General features: G+C 72.6%; 12 protein-coding genes. 7 read left to right on the top strand and 5 right to left on the bottom strand.

Annotated features, from left to right (window positions below; translation table 11 throughout):
* Window positions 1–128: 128 nt before the first annotated feature.
* Entirely contained in the window at window positions 129–578 is a 450-nt protein-coding gene (locus ABD332_RS39840; protein WP_344508643.1) for an SgcJ/EcaC family oxidoreductase, read from the bottom strand.
* Window positions 579–590: 12 nt separating this feature from the next.
* Window positions 591–1,775 (bottom strand): acyl-CoA dehydrogenase family protein, encoded by a 1,185-nt coding sequence (locus tag ABD332_RS39835; RefSeq protein ID WP_344508641.1) that lies wholly within the window; start codon window positions 1,773–1,775, stop codon window positions 591–593.
* A gap of 151 nt (window positions 1,776–1,926) precedes the next feature.
* Between ABD332_RS39835 and ABD332_RS39830 the strand changes: the two genes are divergently transcribed.
* Window positions 1,927–3,099 carry a nucleotide disphospho-sugar-binding domain-containing protein gene (locus tag ABD332_RS39830; protein WP_344508640.1) on the top strand — a complete coding sequence of 391 codons (1,173 nt, stop codon included), beginning with the start codon at window positions 1,927–1,929 and terminating at the stop codon, window positions 3,097–3,099.
* Window positions 3,100–3,178: 79 nt separating this feature from the next.
* Here ABD332_RS39830 and ABD332_RS39825 read toward each other — a convergent pair whose 3' ends face one another.
* On the bottom strand, window positions 3,179–3,847 hold the full coding sequence (locus ABD332_RS39825; protein ID WP_344508638.1) for a winged helix-turn-helix transcriptional regulator: 669 nt from the start codon (window positions 3,845–3,847) through the stop codon (window positions 3,179–3,181).
* Window positions 3,848–3,991: 144 nt separating this feature from the next.
* Here ABD332_RS39825 and ABD332_RS39820 point away from each other — a divergent pair, with 144 nt between their 5' ends.
* The gene (locus ABD332_RS39820; protein WP_344508636.1) at window positions 3,992–6,133 is read left to right on the top strand and encodes an MMPL family transporter; all 2,142 of its coding nucleotides are present in this window, start codon (window positions 3,992–3,994) and stop codon (window positions 6,131–6,133) included.
* A gap of 44 nt (window positions 6,134–6,177) precedes the next feature.
* On the opposite strand, the gene ABD332_RS39815 is transcribed toward ABD332_RS39820, so the two are convergent.
* Window positions 6,178–9,285: an AfsR/SARP family transcriptional regulator gene (locus ABD332_RS39815; protein ID WP_344508634.1), complete on the bottom strand. Its 3,108-nt coding sequence runs from the start codon at window positions 9,283–9,285 to the stop codon at window positions 6,178–6,180.
* Between the two features lie 886 nt (window positions 9,286–10,171).
* Here ABD332_RS39815 and ABD332_RS39810 point away from each other — a divergent pair.
* Together ABD332_RS39810 and ABD332_RS39805 are read left to right on the top strand one after the other, a co-directional pair.
* Window positions 10,172–11,086: a hypothetical protein gene (locus ABD332_RS39810; RefSeq protein WP_344508632.1), complete on the top strand. Its 915-nt coding sequence runs from the start codon at window positions 10,172–10,174 to the stop codon at window positions 11,084–11,086.
* A gap of 45 nt (window positions 11,087–11,131) precedes the next feature.
* On the top strand, window positions 11,132–11,965 hold the full coding sequence (locus tag ABD332_RS39805) for an AfsR/SARP family transcriptional regulator (RefSeq protein WP_344508630.1): 834 nt from the start codon (window positions 11,132–11,134) through the stop codon (window positions 11,963–11,965).
* 200 nt (window positions 11,966–12,165) lie between these two features.
* On the opposite strand, the gene ABD332_RS39800 is transcribed toward ABD332_RS39805, so the two are convergent.
* Window positions 12,166–12,927: an AraC family transcriptional regulator gene (locus ABD332_RS39800; RefSeq protein WP_344508628.1), complete on the bottom strand. Its 762-nt coding sequence runs from the start codon at window positions 12,925–12,927 to the stop codon at window positions 12,166–12,168.
* A 336-nt stretch (window positions 12,928–13,263) separates the two neighbouring features.
* Here ABD332_RS39800 and ABD332_RS39795 point away from each other — a divergent pair, with 336 nt between their 5' ends.
* The 3 genes from ABD332_RS39795 to ABD332_RS39785 form a co-directional block, all read left to right on the top strand.
* The gene (locus ABD332_RS39795) at window positions 13,264–14,079 is read left to right on the top strand and encodes a TIGR03084 family metal-binding protein (RefSeq protein WP_344508626.1); all 816 of its coding nucleotides are present in this window, start codon (window positions 13,264–13,266) and stop codon (window positions 14,077–14,079) included.
* A 63-nt stretch (window positions 14,080–14,142) separates the two neighbouring features.
* Window positions 14,143–15,198 carry a 3-deoxy-7-phosphoheptulonate synthase gene (gene aroF / locus ABD332_RS39790; protein WP_344508624.1) on the top strand — a complete coding sequence of 352 codons (1,056 nt, stop codon included), beginning with the start codon at window positions 14,143–14,145 and terminating at the stop codon, window positions 15,196–15,198.
* A 75-nt stretch (window positions 15,199–15,273) separates the two neighbouring features.
* Window positions 15,274–15,530, top strand: a 257-nt coding sequence (locus ABD332_RS39785; RefSeq protein WP_344508622.1) for a MerR family transcriptional regulator, incomplete at its 3' end; no start/stop codon positions are given.

The following is a 15,530-nucleotide window of genomic DNA, read 5'->3' as shown; positions in this document are numbered from 1 at the left end:
CACCGCGCGGCTTGCCGTGTTGCCCGTGCTTCTTGCAGGGCCGGACGCGACGACGGCCGGATCCCGTGGAGGGATCCGCCCGTCGCGCCGCCGCGAGGAGGGTCGAGGGGTTTCTCGCGGCAGGTCCGTCAGGCCTGCGTACCGGGGGTGGGCAGGCTCTTGAAGGCCGGGCTGTTCTGGTAGGCGGCCAGGCGCCACGCACCGTCCTGCTTGACGGCCAGCCAGGTGGCCCGGATCGCCTGGTCGTCGGAGACCTCGGACTCGCCGGCCGCGAGCACGCCGCCCTGCGTCTGGAGCACCACGACGCTGTCGCCGAGGAACCGCATGTCGATCGGCTTACCGGTGACCTGGGTGTTCTTGTACTGGTTGGCGAACGCGTCCTTGAGGTACGCGCGGATCTCCTCGCGGCCCTTGCGGTACATGCCGGGCAGGATCATCGTGCCGTCCTCGGTGAAGACGTCGGCGAAGCCGTCGCCGTCACCGTAGGCCCAGGCGGCGATGACACGCTGGGTGAGGCCGGCCACGGCGACCTGGTCCGCGGCCGGGCCCTGGGTGGTGCTCTGGGTGGTGCTCGTCATGCCGTTCTCCCTTCAGATGTAGAGCGTGTTGGGTTCGAGGCCGCACAGGACCCGGCCGTACAGCTCGGCGTTGGTGTTCGGGTTCATCAGCGCGTGCAGGTTGATGGTGTGCAGGTCGTGCGCGATGCGCTGGATCGGCACGTCCTGGTACACCGACGAGCCGCCGCTGGCCGACGCCAGGATGTCGACGGCCTCCTTCGCCAGGCGGACGGCGGTGCCCATGTCGTGCCGGGCGCGGGCCCGCTCCTCCAGCTTCCAGGGCAGGCCGGCGGCCGCCTTCCCGTCGACGGTGGTGGCGAGCCGGTGGGCGTGGAACGCCGCCTGGTCGCTCTTCGTCGCGGCCTCGGCGACCTGGAAGTGGGTGAGGGGCGCGTCGCGCTGCGAGTCGTAGCCGGTGTACGTGATCTTCCGGTTGGGCAGGCGCTTGAAGAAGCTCTCCTTCGCCGCGCGGGTCATGCCCAGCACGGTGCCGACCGACGACGCCGAGGCGACCGGCAGCAGCGGCACCTGGTGCATGGCCTCGGCGCCGGCGCCGGCGCCGGCCGCGGAGCCCTGCAGCACCGCCGGCAGCGGCACGACCCGCTCCTGCGGGATGAACAGCTCCTGCGCGACGGTGGAGACGCTGCCGGTGCCGCGCAGCCCCGACGTGTGCCAGTCGTCGACGACCAGCAGGTCGCTCATCGGCACGAGCGCCATCACCGGGTACGGCTCACCGTTCTCCGGCGCCAGGATGGCGATGATCTCCTGCCAGTGCGCGTGGTGCGCGCCGCTGATGAAGCCCCACTTGCCGTTGACGACGATGCCGCCGTCGGCGGAGCGGGCCAGCGCGCTGGGGCTCAGCGTCCCGCAGATGCGCACGTCCGGGGTCGAGAACACCTCGTCCTGGACGGCCTGCGGGAACAGCCCCGCCATCCAGGTGGGGATCCAGTAGACCGCGGTGACCCACGAGGTCGAGCTGTCGGCGTGGCCGAGCTCGGTGGCGACGTCGACGAGGGTCGTGGCGTCCGCCGCGTAGCCGCCGTACCGCTTCGGCGTGCGCAGCTTGAACAGCCCGGCATCCGCGAGGGCCTCGATGGTCTCGTCGTGCAGGCGGCGGTGCTCCTCCGCCCAGCCCGTGCGGGCGCGCAGGGTCGGCCGGAGGGCGGCCGCCCGGCGGACGAGCTCCTCGCGGTCGGGGACTTCGGAAGTGGTCACCATCTCCTCCTAGGCACAGCTGCTGCGGGACGCTCCGACCGTCGCATCGCGCCCGGTGGCGGTGCATCTCCTGCCGTGCGCGAAGGGACACGCACGGTGTGCGACGGCTCGATGGAAGAAGACGGCGCCGTGCCACGCGGGGATGCTGACCGGTATGCGCGTGCTGTTCACGTCCGTCGCTCTTTCCGGGCACCTGTTCCCGCTGGTGCCGCTCGCCTGGAGCTGCCGCACGTTCGGGCACGAGGTCCTCGTCGCGACGTCCGACAACTTCCTGCCCGAGGTGACGAGATCCGGGCTGCCGGTCGCGTCGTGCGGCCCGGCGATCGACTTCGTCGAGCTGACCACGGCGGCGGGCATCCCCGAGGACCTGCAACAGCGGCGGCTCGCCAACGGGCACGCGTTCGGGCGGATCGCGGCGTCCGCGCTGCCCGGGATGCTGGACCTCGTCCGCGCCTGGCGGCCCGACGTGATCGTCAGCGAGCGGGCCGAGTTCGCGGGGCCGGTCGCCGCCGCGGTGTGCGGGGTGCCGCAGGTCGAGCTGCAGTGGGGGGTCGCGCGGCTGGCGGAGTACCGGGCGGGGGCCGCGGTGCAGCTCGCGGAGGGTCTCGAACGGCACGGCCTGGCCGCGCTGCCCGCCCCGCGCGAGGTGCTCAACCCGTGGCCGCCGAGCCTGCGCCTGCGGCATGCCGCGTCCCACCACGGGATCTGCTGCGTGCCGTACAACGGCGCCGCGCGCGTGCCGTCGTGGCTGTGGGCGCCGCCGCGCCGGCCGCGGATCTGCCTGACCCTCGGCACGGTGCTGCCGCGGCTCGGCGCCGACGGCGTCACCGACGTCGTGGTGCCGCTGCTGGAGCGGCTCGGGCGGCTGGACGTGGAGGTGGTCGTCGCCGTCGACGACGCGGTCGCCGCGACCTGGCCGCCGCTTCCGGCGGTCGCCCGTCAGGTCGGGCGGATGCCGCTGTGGCAGGTGCTGCAGACCTGCGACCTGGCCGTGCACCACGGCGGGCAGGGCACCGCGTTGACCGCGTTCATGGCCGGCGTCCCGCAGCTGGTGATCCCGGTCTTCGACGACCAGGTCGACAACGCCGAGGCGGTCGCCCGCTCCGGCGCCGGTGCCTGCATCCTGCCCGACGAGCTGACCGTGCCCGACGCCGTGGCGGCCTGCGCCGCGCTGCTCGGCGACCGGCGGCACGGGGCGGCGGCCCGCGCCGTCGCCGCGGAGATCGCCCGCCAGCCGTCCCCGGCGACGGTCGTCGAGCTGCTGGGCGCCGTCGCACGCGGCGTGCCCGCCACCATCAGGCCGCGCCGGCGGGCGGATGTGGCCTGATGGGAATCAGCCTGCCGGGCCGCGCCGCGCGGCCCGGCCGCCGTGACCAGACCGCGCCGGCACACCGCCCGCCGGGCGGTCAGGCCGCGGCGACGGGTGGGCGGGGCTTGATGGGGAACAGCTCCGCGAACCGCGCGAACAGCGTCTCGTCACCCGTGAGAGTGACATCGCCACCCGCGACGGCGTCGTCGGCGGCGACCTCGCCGGCCATCACCGCCCGCAGGACCGGCCCGGCCTCGATGACGAGGTCGGGCGTGTCGGGCCCGCCCGGGTGCACCTCGAGGCGCCCGTCGTCGATGTGGGCGTGCACCACGACCTCGCCGAAGCGCAGCTCCAGGACGGCGTGCACACCCACGGCGGCGGTCGGCTCGAACGTCGTGCGCAGGGCCATGACCAGTGAGTCCGGCGTGACGACCTCGTCGGGCCCAGGGTCGGTGAGGGCGCCGGCCCCCCACTTGCCCAGCTGGAGCACGGCCGGCTCGAGCTGGCGGCCGTAGTCCGTCAGCTCGTAGACGACCGCGCCACCGGGCCGGGCCTGCAGGCTGCGGCGGACGAGATCGTTGCGCTCAAGGTCCTTGAGCCGGTCGGACAGGACGTTGGTCGGGATGCCGGGCAGGCCGATCCGCAGGTCGGTGTAGCGGCGCGGGCCGACGAGGAGGTCTCGGACGATGAGCAACGTCCAGCGTTCCCCGATCAGCTCGAGCGCGCGTGAGATGCCGCAGAACTGCCCATACGCTCGCTTGCTCATCACCCGATCGTACTGCGTGATGCGCTTGACGCCGTATGCTTGTTTCTAGCAAGCTGGCTTTTAGAAATGAACTAGTACCGATGTACGGTGCCGGACCCAACCAAGGAAGCCAACCGAGGTCGTGCAGACCGGGGGAGGGGAGTCATGGAGCGTGTAGCTGGAGTCGCGAGACTCATCAGCGGGCGCCGGACGAAGTGGATCGTGCTCGGCGTGTGGCTGGTGCTGTTCATGGGCCTGTCGCCACTGTCGGGTGAGCTCACGGGCGTGCAGAAGAACGACATCGCCCAGTGGCTCCCCGGCAGCGCCGAGTCGACCCAGGTCGTCGAGCTGCAGAAGCAGTTCCAGCCGACCGAGGTTGCACCGGCGGTCGTCGTCTACGAGCGCCCGTCCGGGACGACCCCCGTCGACCTGGAGAAGGTCAAGGCCGACGTGGCGAAGTTCGCCGGCGTGGACGGCATCGCGGGGGAGGTCTCCCCGCCCGTAGAGGCCAAGGACGGCCAGGCGCTGCAGGTCGTGGTGCCGGTGAAGGTCACCACCGACGACCCGGCGAAGGCGCTCGACCGGGTCAAGGCGATCCGGGCCATCGCGTCCGCCGGCGACACCGGACTCACGGTGCACATCGCCGGGCCGCTCGCCTTCACCGCCGACAACGTGAGTGCGTTCGAGGGCGCCGACTTCACCCTGATGTTCGCCACCGTCCTGGTCGTGGTGGTGCTGCTGCTGGTCATCTACCGCAGCCCGGTGCTGTGGCTGCTGCCGGTGATCAGCGCGATGATCGCGCTCGTCACGTCGGAGGCGGTGATCTACCTGCTGGCGAAGAACGCCGGCGTAACCGCGACCGGTGAGAGCTCCTCGATCCTCACCGTGCTCGTCTTCGGTGCCACCACGGACTACGCGTTGCTGCTCATCGCGCGGTATCGCGAGGCGCTGCGCCGGCACGAGGACCGGCACGCCGCGATGGCCGTCGCCCTGCGCCGCGCGGCACCGGCCATCGTGGCCAGCGCGGCCACGGTCGCGATCGGCATGCTGTGCCTGCTGTTCGCGGACATGAACTCCACCAGCGGCCTCGGCCCGGTCGCCGCGGTCGGCATCGCCGTCGGCCTGCTCGTCGCGGTGACCCTGCTCCCGGCGCTGCTGGTGATCTGCGGCCGCTGGCTGTTCTGGCCGAAGAAGCCGCAGGTCGGCTCGGCCGAGCCCAGCGTGCACGGCATCTGGGCCCGGCTCGGCGAGCGGATCGCCCGCCGCCCGCGCACCGTCTGGATCGGCACCGCGCTCGTGCTCGGTGTCATGGCGCTCGGCCTCACCCAGCTCAACGTCAGGATCCTGTCCGCCGAGGACACGTTCGTGACGGAGCAGCCGTCGATCAGCGCGATGAAGGTCCTGTCCAAGCACTTCCCGGCGGGCTCCGGCGAGCCGGTCGTGGTGGTGGGCAAGGCCGACAGCGCCGCGGCGCTGAAGGCGGGCATCAGCGGCACGGCCGGCGTCGTGGACGTCACCGAGCCGGTGGTCAAGAACGGGCTCGCCCTGATCGAGGGCACGCTGCAGGCCCAGCCGGGCAGCGCCGCCGCCGACGACACGATCGTGCGGCTGCGCGCGGCGGTGCACGCGGTCGCCGGCGCCGACGCGAAGGTCGGCGGGCCGACGGCGATGAGCCTGGACATGGACCGGGCCACCAAGCACGACAACCGGCTGATCATCCCGCTGGTGCTCGTGGTGGTGCTGCTCATCCTGTGCGTGCTGCTGCGGTCGATCGTCGCGCCGCTGCTGCTGATGGCGACGGTGGTGCTGTCCTTCGGGGCGGCGCTGGGCATCAGCACGCTGGTCTTCGAGCACGTGTTCGGCTTCAACGGCGTCGACAGCAGCTTCCCGCTGTACGTCTTCGTCTTCCTGGTGGCGCTGGGCATCGACTACAACATCTTCCTGGTCACCCGGGTCCGGGAGGAGGCGCTGCGGATCGGGACGCGGCGCGGCGCGCTGGTCGGCCTGGCCGTCACCGGCGGCGTGATCACCTCCGCCGGCCTGGTCCTCGCCGCGACCTTCGGCGTGCTGGCCAGCCTGCCGCTGGTCTTCCTCGCCGAGATGGGCTTCGCGGTGGCGCTGGGCGTCCTGCTCGACACGTTCATCGTGCGCTCGGTGCTCGTCACCGCGCTGAGCCTGGACGCCGGGCGGCACCTCTGGTGGCCCTCGAAGCTGGCGGCCAAGGCCGACGTGCCCGAGGACGCCGACCCGGTGCCCGCGCAGGCCGACGGCCAGGGCACACCGCGGCAGCCGGACCTGGTTTCCTGATCCGCACCGCCGGCCCGGCGCCCCGCAGCAGCGGCGGCGCCGGGTCAGCGCGTGATCTGCTCCGCCTCCAGGGCGGCCCGGGTCGTCTCCAGCTGCACCAGCAGGTAGGCGGCGTCGCGGGAGGTCACGTCGGTGAGCACCCCCTTGGCCTGCTCGATCTCGACCTGGGCGAGCTCGAACTCGCCCTGGTTGCGGTGCACCTCGGCGAGGAGGCTGAGTGTCTTGCCGTGCCACATCGCCGAGTCGAGCTCGTCGAGCAGGTGGGCGGCGTCGAGCAGATGGGCGGCGGCGGCGGAGTAGGCACCCCTGGCGAGCACGATCTCGCCGAGTGCGTAGAGCGCCTTGGCCTCGACCATCCGCTCACCCAGTTCACGAGCAAGGGAGAGCGCGTGCTGCAACGTCGTCTGCGCCTGGTCGAGGCGGCCCTCCTGGTGCCGCACGACGCCCAGCCCGTAGAGCGTGTAGCACTCGCCGATCCGGTCGCCGAGGTCACGCACGATGAGCAGGGCCCGGTGCAGCGACTGCCGGGCCAGCTCCACCTGGTCGGTGCGCAGGTACAGCTCGGCGAAGCGGTGCATCACCTGCGCCTCGCCCCGCAGGTGCCGGGCCGTGAGGCACAGCTCCAGCGCCCGGGTCAGGTGCTCGTGCGCCTGCACGGTGTCGCCCTCCTCGACCCAGTAGCCGGCGAGGCTCTGCAGCACGTGCGCCTCGCCGGTGGCGTCGCCGACGTGCTGCAGCAGCCGCCGCGCCTGCTGGAACTTGTCGAGCATCTCGGCGAACCGGCCCTGGTGCCGGTCGACGATGCCCGACTCGCGCAGCACCAGCGCGCAGCCGTGCACGTGGTTCCCGCCGCGGAAGATGCCCAGCGCGGTGTCGAAGCAGTGCCTCGCCTCGGCGAGCCGCTTCTGCACCATGTGCAGGCAGCCCAGCGAGTACAGCATGGCGGCCCGGCCGATCCGGTTGCCGGCCAGCTCGGCGGCGGCCAGGCCCAGCTCGGTGGTCTCCTGCCAGTCGCTGAAGTAGCCCTTCACCTCGAACAGGCCGGCCGAGGTGAGCGCGATGTCCCAGCACAGCTCGTCCAGCCCGGTCGCGGCCGCCTGGCGCACCGCGGCGACCAGGGCGCGGCGCTCGGTCTCCCACCACTCCAGGGGGCTGCCGATGATGTCGAGCTCGACGCCCTCGATCCGCCAGCGGGGTGCGGTGCCGTGCAGGATGTTGAAGTCGCCGCCGTGGTCCTTGCGGTAGGCGTCCTCGGCGAGGCCGAGCCAGGCGCCGAGGACCCGGCACAGCGCGTCGTCGCGCTCCTGCGCCGGCTCCTGCTCGGCCAGCTTCTCCAGGGCGTAGGCGCGGATGAGGGTGTGGAAGCGGTACCGGATCCGCTCGCCCGGGTACTCGACGGTGTCCAGCAGCTGCGCGTCGACGAGCTGCTCCAGCACGTCCTCCGCCTCGCGCAGCGGGCTGTCGAGCAGCGCCGCGGCGGTCCAGCCGGGGAAGTCGGGCGCCTCGATCAGCGCGAACAGCCGGAACAGCCGCTGGCAGCGCGGGCTGAGCACGCGGTAGGTCAGCCCGATGGTGGAGCGCAGCTCGAGCCCGCGGTGGCTGAACTCGTCGAGGCGGTGCGCCTCGTCGTCGAGCCGGGCGACCACCGTCTCCAGCCGCCAGTGCCGCTTGAAGGCCAGCCGGGCGCCGGCGATGCGCAGCGCCAGCGGCAGGCCGTCGCAGAAGTCGATCAGTGCGAGCGCCGACTGCTCCTCGGCCTCGACCCTGATCGGCCCTATGATCTTGGAGAGCATCCGCATCGAGTTGGCGGTGTCGAACACGTCGACGTCCACGAGGTGCGCGCCGGGCAGCCCGGACAGGCGCATCCGGCTCGTCGCGATCACCGCGCAGGTCGGGCTGCCGGGCAGCAGTCGCTGCATCTGCTCCTCCGCGGACACGTCGTCGAGGACGACCAGCACCCGGCGGTGCGCGAGGCGGCTGCGGTACAGCTCGGCCCGCTCCTCGACGTCGTCGGGGATCGCGGAGCCGGGCACGCCGAGCGCCCGCAGGAAGCGGGTCAGCAGCGCCCCGGTCAGGTCCTCGTCGGCGGGGTGCTGGAGGTCGGCGTAGAGCAGCCCGTCGGGGAAGCGGTCGCTGAGCTCGTGGGCGACCCGCACCGCGAGGCACGACTTGCCGACGCCGCCCTTCCCGGCGAGGGCCACGATCGGCATGGCGTAGCGCGCGTCGCCCTGCCCGGGCGCGTCGGTGAGGATGCGGGTGATCTCGGCGATCTCGGCCTCGCGCCCGGTGAAGTCGGCGATGCTGCGCGGCAGCTGGTTGGGCACCAGCACGGTGAGCTCGGGTCCCGCGCGCCGGGGTGCCGCCGGCGCGGTGCTCTGCTCGGCGGGCGGGGCGCCGGCGTGGGCCTCCAGCGCCGGGTCGCGGTTGAGGATGGCCCGCTCGAGGTGCTGCAGGGCGGCGCCCGGCTCGATCCCGAGCTCGTCGATGAGGGTGGCCCGGGCGCGGCGGCTCACCTCGAGGGCCTCGGCCTGCCGGCCGGACCGGTACAGCGCGAGCATGAGCAGCTCGTAGAGCCGTTCGCGCAGCGGATGCTCGGCGACCAGGGTCGCGAGCGCGCCGCCGATCTCGTGGTGGCGGCCCAGCTCCAGGTCGAGACGGGCCAGCTCCTGGATCGCCGAGAGCCGGTCCTCCTCCAGCTGGGCGGCGCCGCGCTGCACCAGCGGGCTGTCCACATCGGACAGTGCGTTGCCCCGCCAGAGCGCCAGCGCCTGCTGCAGCGCGGTCGAGGCCTCCGCCAGCCGGCCGGCGTCGGCGTGCTTGCGGGCCTCCTGCACCCGCACGGCGAACTCGGTGCGGTCCAGGTCGGCGTCGGGGATCTCCAGCATGTAGCCGCCCGGGCGGGTGCGGATCGTCGCCGTGCCGTTGGCGCCGGTGACGTGTTTGCGCAGCGCCGAGATGCAGATCTGGATCTGCGCGCGGGCGGTGGTCGGCTCGTCCTGCTCCCAGACGGCCTCGATGAGGGAGTTGACAGGTGTCACCCGGTTGGCGTTCAGCGCCAGCATCGCCAGCACCACCCGCAGGCGGGGGCCGCCGATGTTCACCACGTCACCGCCGCACACCAGCTCCAGCGGGCCGAGGATCCTGAACTTCATCCGGTTTCCCGATCGGCCGATGAAGACGACCTTCGCAACCGTGCCACCTGGCATGACCCCCCGTTCGATATGCTCTGTGCGGCCTGGTGCGCGTTCGTCGGGGTCGACGGCCGGGGCCGTCGCGGTGCTCCAGCATCGCATGCTGGCGCCACGGGCAGATCTTCCCGGCTTGCGCCGATCCGAAATGCAATTCGCCTACATCGATTGAAGCATATTTTGCGGGCGAGTTCTGGCAATCTTCGATCCGGACCGCGCGTTCCGCGTAATACGCTACTTGATGTCCCTTCGGTGGAATTCTGTATGGCTGTTCGGTGGATGGCTGATTCGCCGGTTCGGTGTAGTGAGGTATCGCCGGTTCGGCCGGGGTCCGGGCGCGCCGAAACGGCCCGGCCGCCGATGATCTCGGTCGGCCGGGCCGCTCGTGGCGGGTGCCGGGTTCGCTGGGCGGTCACTGGCCGATCGGGGGATCGGGTCCGGCCGTCGTGTCGACGCCTTCGTGGACCTGTCGTCGCGCGTGGTCGCCCGACCGTCACCTGCGAGTGCGGCGCCGCCACGGAGATGCCGCCCGCCGCGTCAGTGCCACGGCTCGAAGGCCGTGGCCACCGGTGCCGCGATCGTGTTGACCAGTGCGACCGCCGTGGCCGCAGCGAGGAAGAGCCTGCCGATGAACCTACGATTCGTGAACATTACATTTCCTCCCCATGTTCATTTCTTTTCAGCGCCGCCGTCGGCGTCTGGGAAGGAGTCCATCGGGTCGTGCATTCGGTGAAGCATCTATCGACAATCAATGGCCTTCTCGACCGTGATAGCGGATGGATGGCAGACGGAAAGCGAAATCGTGCAGGCTCGGTGCGCAAAATCACGGCACGCATGAGAAGCGGTGCACATGGCTGATCCGATCCTCCTGTTCACCGGCGAGGAGCTGCGGCGCGCCGGCGCGATGATGAACCCGCTGGACATCCTGGCGGAGGAGCTCGTCGCGCGCGGTGGTCCCGGCGCGGCCGCCTACCGGTGCACCCTGACGCCGTGGACGCCGGCGGACGCCGGTACCGACGCCGGCGACGTCACCGAGACGCTCGTGCTGTGCGAGCTGTCCGGCACCGGCGACCGCAGCCTCATGCCGGCGGAGATGCTCCGCCTGCTCGGCGCGGCGGCGCTGACCGCCCTGGCCGTGCGGGAGCTGCTGGGCCCGGGCCTCATCACCGCGTGCGTGCTCGGCTCCGGCCTCGCCGCCGAGGTGCAGCTGGCGACCAACGCCCAGCACGCGCCCGACATCAGCCATGTCGCCGTCTGGCCGGGCGGCACCGCCGAGGCGGCCCCGCTCGACCCGCGCGTGCTCGACCAGCTCGAGCTCGCCGGTGCGAGGCTGACCTCGACGGCGAGCGTCGGGCAGGCGCTGTTCGGCGCCAACCTGGTGATCGTCACCGAGGACGTGGGTGACGCCCCGGCCGGCACGCACCTGGCCAAGGGTGCCCTGGTCGTCAACGCGGCAGGCACCGAGCTGCCGGCCGGCTTCGCCGACGGCGCCCAGGTCCACCTCGTCGACGACGCCCGCCTGCTCACGGGCGTCCCGGACCCGCAGATGTACCTCGACCTCGGCGCCACGGCGGCGGGCGGGCACGACGCCCGCCCGGTGGACGCCGATCTCGGCCAGGTCCTCACCGGCCTGCACCGTGGCCGGCCGCATCTCGACGCGATCGTCGTCGTCGAGCTGCTCAGCGCCGGCCTGCTGATCCTGCCGCTGGCGGGGCGGCTGCACCAACTCGCGCGCCGGCTCGGCCTCGGCCGGCCGGTCGGATGAGAGGACCGTCATGCCCGGCACCACCACACGAGGGAAGAAGTAGCCATGCGAGTCGACATCAAGGTCCTCGGTCCGCTGGAGGTCTCGGTCGCCGGCGCCTCCGTGGTGCCGACGGCCAACAAACCCAGCCAGTTACTGGCCATGCTGGCCCTCAACGCGGGGCACGTGGTCACCATCTCCACGCTGCTGGAGGAGATCTGGGGCAGCTGTCCGCCGCGCAGCGCGGTACCGACGCTGCATACCTACGTGCTCCAGCTGCGAAAAAAGATCCAGCAGGCCCTCGAAGCCGGCGGGCACCGCTCGCCGCGCGACGTGCTCATCACCCGCCGGTGCGGCTACGTGCTGGACGTCGCCCCTGACGACGTGGACGCCACCCGCTACCTGGAGCTGTCGGCGCAGGGGCACGAGGCGGCCGACCGCGAGGACCACCAGGAGGCCGCGGCCAAGCTCGCCGCCGCCCTGCGGCTGTGGCGCGGGCAGGCGTTCGCCGACATCGCCGCCGGCTCGCAGCTGCGGCTCGAGACGACGCGCCTGGAGGAGATCCGCCTCAGCGACCTGGACCTGCGCATCGAGACGGACCTGCGGCTCGGCCGGCACCACCAGCTGATCGGCGAGCTGGCCACGCTGTGCGCGCGCTACCCGCTGCACGAGCACTTCTACTCCCTCTACATGCTGGCCCTGTACCGGGCCGGCCGGCAGGGCCAGGCACTGGAGGCCTACCAGCGGGTGCGGACCCTGACGGTGGCCAACCTGGGGGTGGACCCCTCGCCGCCGCTGCGTCGCCTCCAGCGGGCGATCCTGCGCGGCGACCCGGCGGTCGAGGACCCGAACTTCACCACGTCGTCCGCCTGGCAGCAGCCGACCACCCTCGCCGGCTGAGCGTCGCGCCGGCACGACCCCGCAGACCGCCGCCCCACGCCGCACGGCGGGGCGGCCGTGTGCGTGTCCACGGCTGTTCTCGACGGTGTCCTTACGGGCGCGCACGACACACGGCCGGGGGGTCGAGCCCACCCGGCCGCGCGACGTGCGCGCCCGTCGCGGATCGAGGTCCGGACGGGCGCGCATTGGGGAAGCCATCCTCATGCGGCCGCCGGCATGACCACATCGGCGTTCAGCGGCAGGTGCTGGACGTTCAGCGCCCGCGAGTTGAGCGGGGCGGTGAGGATCGGCGGGTCGAAGACCGACCTGGGGCGCAGGCACAGGTTCGCCAGCAGCCGGTCGCCGTCGTGGTGCACGACGATCGGGCCCTCGATGCCGACCAGCATCGGCGACCCGCCCACCGGCTCCGAGTGGGCCATCATGTGCCAGGTGCCGGCGGGCACGTGCTCCATGACGAACCGGCCGGGGCCGCGCCGGGTCGCGCACCGCGTCGGGCGGCCCTGCGGGATCCGGTCCGGGAACAGGCCGATGAAGAGGACGCCGATCTCGCGGTCGCCGGCCGGCATCACCTGACCGTGGATGGTGGCGCCGCCCGGGCGGTCGTAGGGGGAGCGCGGCGAGCGGACGTCCCGGCCGCCGAGGCGGCGGTACTCCGTCGGCGACACCCCGACGCTGCTCTTGAAGCGTGAGCTGAACGTGCCGATGCTGTTGTAGCCGACCCGGTGGCTGATGTCGGCGACCGTCCACGGCGTCGACACGAGGAGCTTCTTCGCCTCCTCCAGCCGCAGCGCCGACAGGAAGCGGCCCGGGGACACCCCGGTGACGCGCTGGAACACCCGCGTGAAGTGGAACTTGCTGAACATCGCACTCGCGGCCATGTCGTCGATCGTGAGTGGCTCGCCCAGATTGGCCACCATCACGTCGATCGCTCGCCCGACGGCCCGTTCCGAAACACTGTCCATGGCTCTCTCCATTCGGCGGTGGTTCGCAACGACCGAACGTGTGCTGCGTTCTGTGACCGTATGACTGCCGGATCGACACCGGCAACGTCCGGCAAGCGGCGCTCGAAAGGCCCCACAGGCTGCGAATACGCAGAGTCCAGCGACGCTCCAGCGAGACTTCAGCGGGGCTCCAGCGGCGGTGCGGCGGCAGGCGCGCTGGCAGGCCCGCGAACCGGCCCGTGGAACGGCACGGTCGCCACACGGCACAGGCGGAGAAGACACGGCGCCCCGCCCGCCGCAGGCTTGATTCGTCCATCCGACCCGCTCCCGCGTACCCACTCGACCGGAGGCTGAACCGTGACCGCACAGGACGTGATCGCCGACCTCACCGCCGACGCCGAGGCCGTCGACCGCATGGTCGCCGACCTCGACGAGTCCCAGTGGACACTGCCGACTCCCGCCGAAGGCTGGACCGTGGCCCACCAGGTCGGCCACCTCGCATTCGTCTTCCGCATCGCGGGCCTGGCGGCCGGCACCCCGGAGGCGTTCACCGCGCTGACCCAGCGGATCGGCACCGGCTTCGGCGCCTTCGACAAGGCCGTCAACGCCGCGCTGGAGGAGTACCTCGTGCTGCCCCGCGAGGCGCTGGTCGCCCGCTGGCGGGCCGAGCGTGACGCCGGCACCGCCGCGCTCGCCGGCGTCGCCGACGGCACCCTCGTGCCGTGGCTCGTCCGGCCCATCCCCGCCCCCGTGCTGTGCGCGGCCGGCATGACCGAGCTCTTCGCCCACGGCCAGGACATCGCCGACGGGCTCGGGGTCCAGCGGCAGCACACCGACCGCCTCAAGCGGGTCGTCGGCTTCGTCGTGCACACCTGGGAGTTCGGCTACCAGTCCAACGACATGACTCCGCCGGCCGGGCAGTTCCGCTTCGAGGTCACCGCGCCCTCCGGCGCCCAGTGGGTGTTCGGGCCGGACGACGCGACCCAGACGATCACCGGCCCCGCCGTCGACCTGTGCCTCCTCGCGACCCGCCGCCGGCACCACGCCGACCTCGACCTCGTCGCCACCGGCGCCGACGCGCAGGCGTGGCTCGAGGTGGCCCAGGCCTACCGCGGCCCGGCCGGCAAGGGCCGCGCGCCCGGACAGTTCGCGAAGCCCCACCAGCTCGCCTGACGACCCGCCCGCACCGCCGGGCGCCGTGCCCGGCGGTGCGCGCCGACGAGAGGAATGTCGCTGATGGTCATCGTGATGTCCCCGGACGCGACCGCCGACGACGTGGACGCCGTCGTCGCGGCCGTCGAGTCGGCGGGCGGCGAAGCGAGCGTGGGCCGCCTCAGCGTCGCCGGTGGGTCCGGGCGGACCTTCATCGGCGTCACCGGCGACCTGGCGCTCATCGACGCGCTCCGCATCGACGAGATGCGCGGGGTCGGCCGGGTCCGGCGGGTCTCCACCTCCTACAAGCTGGTCAGCCGCGAACACCGCACGGAACGCTCCACCGTCGAGGTCGGCGGCGTGACGATCGGCCCCGGCACGTTCACCCTCATCGCCGGCCCCTGCGCCGTCGAGTCGGCGGCGCAGACGACCGAGGCGGCGCAGATCGCCCGGTCGGCCGGCGCGACCATGCTGCGCGGCGGGGCCTTCAAGCCGCGCACGTCGCCGTACGCCTTCCAGGGCCTCGGCGAGGCGGGCCTGAAGATCCTCGCCGACGTCCGCGACCGCACCGGGCTTCCGGTCGTCACCGAGGTGCTGAGCGTCCGCGACGTCGAGCTGGTCGCCAGCTACGCCGACATGCTGCAGATCGGCACGCGCAGCATGCAGAACTTCCCGCTGCTGCAGGCGGTCGGTGCGGCCGGCCGGCCGGTGCTGCTCAAGCGCGGCATGATGAACACGATCGAGGAGTGGCTGATGGCCGCGGAGTACATCGCGCGCGCCGGCACCCTCGACATCGTGCTGTGCGAGCGCGGGATCCGGACCTTCGAGCCGGCGACCAGGAACACCCTCGACATCGCCGCGGTCCCGCTGGCGCAGCACCTGTCGCACCTGCCGGTCATCGTCGACCCGTCGCACTCCGGCGGCCGCCGCGACCTGGTCGCGCCGCTGAGCCGCGCCGCGGTGGCGGCCGGCGCCGACGGCGTCATCATCGACGTGCACCCGCGCCCCGAGCAGGCCCGCTGCGACGGGGGCCAGGCCCTGACCGGTCCCGAGCTGCTGCCGCTCGCCCGGCAGCTCGACGACCTCACCACCGTGCTGGGCCGCACCACCGCCGCCCCGCGCTACCGGCTCGCCGGCTGACCACCGCTACGGATGAGGAAGCCCATGCCCAGTGCGATGCGCATCTCCGAACTCAGCCGTCGCAGCGGTGTCCCGGTGCCGACGATCAAGTTCTACCTGCGGGAGCGCCTGCTGCCGCCGGGCACCCCCACCGCGCGCAACCAGGCCGTGTACGGCCACGCGCACCTGGCCCGGCTCCGGCTGATCCGGGTGCTGACCGGCATGGGCCAGCTCAGCATCGCCGCGGCCGGTGAGGTGCTGCAGGCCCTCGACAACCCGGCGGTCCCCACCGCGGAGCTCTACGGCGTCCTCGGCCGGGCGCGCGGCGTCCGGCCGCCGGCGACCGAGACGCC

It is taken from the genome of Dactylosporangium maewongense (genome assembly GCF_039531485.1).
Classification (GTDB): Bacteria; Actinomycetota; Actinomycetes; order Mycobacteriales; family Micromonosporaceae; genus Dactylosporangium; species Dactylosporangium maewongense.
This window is presented reverse-complemented; position numbering and strand designations above follow the sequence as displayed.